This is a genomic window from Pseudomonas sp. C11, from assembly GCF_034683865.1.
In the GTDB taxonomy this organism is placed as follows: domain Bacteria; phylum Pseudomonadota; class Gammaproteobacteria; order Pseudomonadales; family Pseudomonadaceae; genus Aquipseudomonas.
This window is the reverse complement of record NZ_JAWIIP010000031.1, coordinates 1-1298: the sequence shown is the minus strand read 5'-3', so window position 1 is coordinate 1298 and position 1298 is coordinate 1. Positions and strand designations below refer to the sequence as shown.

The window sequence follows — 1298 nt, the reverse complement described above, 5'->3', positions numbered from 1 at the left end:
TGTACGAGTCACTCACATGGGTTACAAAAAAGTTCAGTCACATGGGTGACACCTGCAGGGTTAGATACCCGTCCCGCTGCTCTCGTTCATCAAGCCGACCGATTACAACCGGGCCGAAGTGAACAGCCCAAAGTTCTTCGCCTATCTGTTCCAACCCAATCCGCTCATGTTTGAGCAAATGCCCCACATAGATCCGTAACCCTCTTCTGTTCAGGATACCGCTGCAGTCGGCCTTGTAGACCTCAATGTGGCTCGGGTACGCCAACTCGGGCAGTTGTTCTGGATAAGCACGCGGTGACTCCTGATAGCACTGCCGTGGTGTCTGCTGATTCAGGGCCTCATGGGGGCGTAGCTCGTTGTAGTACTGGATGAATTGATAGAAGCACACTTGCTGCTCCGTCATATGCGACGCTGCTGTTTGGATAGCAGCCTGCTTCAAGGTTCGGTGCATCCTCTCGTGCCGCCCATTCTGCTCAGGCCTTCCTGGCGCGATCCGTTCTGGAATGATCCCCAGGCGCAACCACCAGATCGATAACTGAGTCAGGCCTGTCTTGCCTGTGCTGGCGAAGGGAACGCCGTTGTCAGTCCTTAGACGCATGGGTAATCCATATGTACGAAACAGGCGCTCGAAGACGGCCTTGGTCTCCTCGAGACGCGTCCCCGGCATGCCTTCGCAGGCCAATAGGTAACGACTGGCGTGATCCATGACGGTCAGGGGATAACACCACTTGCCGTCACGCGTCAGAAACTGGCCTTTGTAATCGGCACTCCACAGTTCATTGGGTACATCAGCGGCCTGCAGGGGTTTTGGATAACTGGGTACCCGTCGGCGAACTTTCCGGGGCGTAATGAGCCCAGCCTCTTTGAGGATTGTGTAGATCGTGGTTCTGGAAGGGCTTTGCTCGGGGTAACGCTGCTCAACCAAGACCTGGATCTTTTTCGGGCCAAGATCAACTGTGGAGCGTCGCCGCAGATCAATGATGTACTCACGGATTACATAGGGAATCCGTTCTTGCTCATGCCTACGCCGGCTCCGCTCAACAAGCCCGTTCATTCCTGACTGCTTGTAGCGTTCAACCCACTTGTAGCCCGTCTTGCGGCTGATGCCGAATTGCTCGCATAGCCCCGTGAAGCTGTTTACCTGCCGGAGGTAATCAGCAATGAACATCACTTTTTCGTCCATAGGTTTCAGCTCTCGCCAAGGCATGAGGTCACCCTCCTGAGGAGTCCTCTGCCAGGTTAAAAACTGTTACCCATGTGCTTGAACCGATTTGTCACCTATGTGGGTGAGTCGTACC

At 54.6% G+C, this 1298-nt stretch carries 1 protein-coding gene; it reads right to left on the bottom strand.

Annotation, left to right across the window (positions count from 1 at the left end; all coding sequences use genetic code 11):
• Positions 1 to 37: 37 nt before the first annotated feature.
• Positions 38 to 1207, bottom strand: coding sequence for an integrase core domain-containing protein (locus VC352_RS24790; protein WP_322982155.1), 1170 nt, complete (start codon positions 1205 to 1207; stop codon positions 38 to 40).
• Between the last annotated feature and the right edge of the window lie 91 nt (positions 1208 to 1298).

Bases quoted from the DNA above. Each gene is read 5' to 3' on its own strand.
- VC352_RS24790 (WP_322982155.1), bottom strand. From the start codon at position 1,207: ATGCCTTGGCGAGAGCTGAAACCTATGGACGAAAAAGTGATGTTCATT.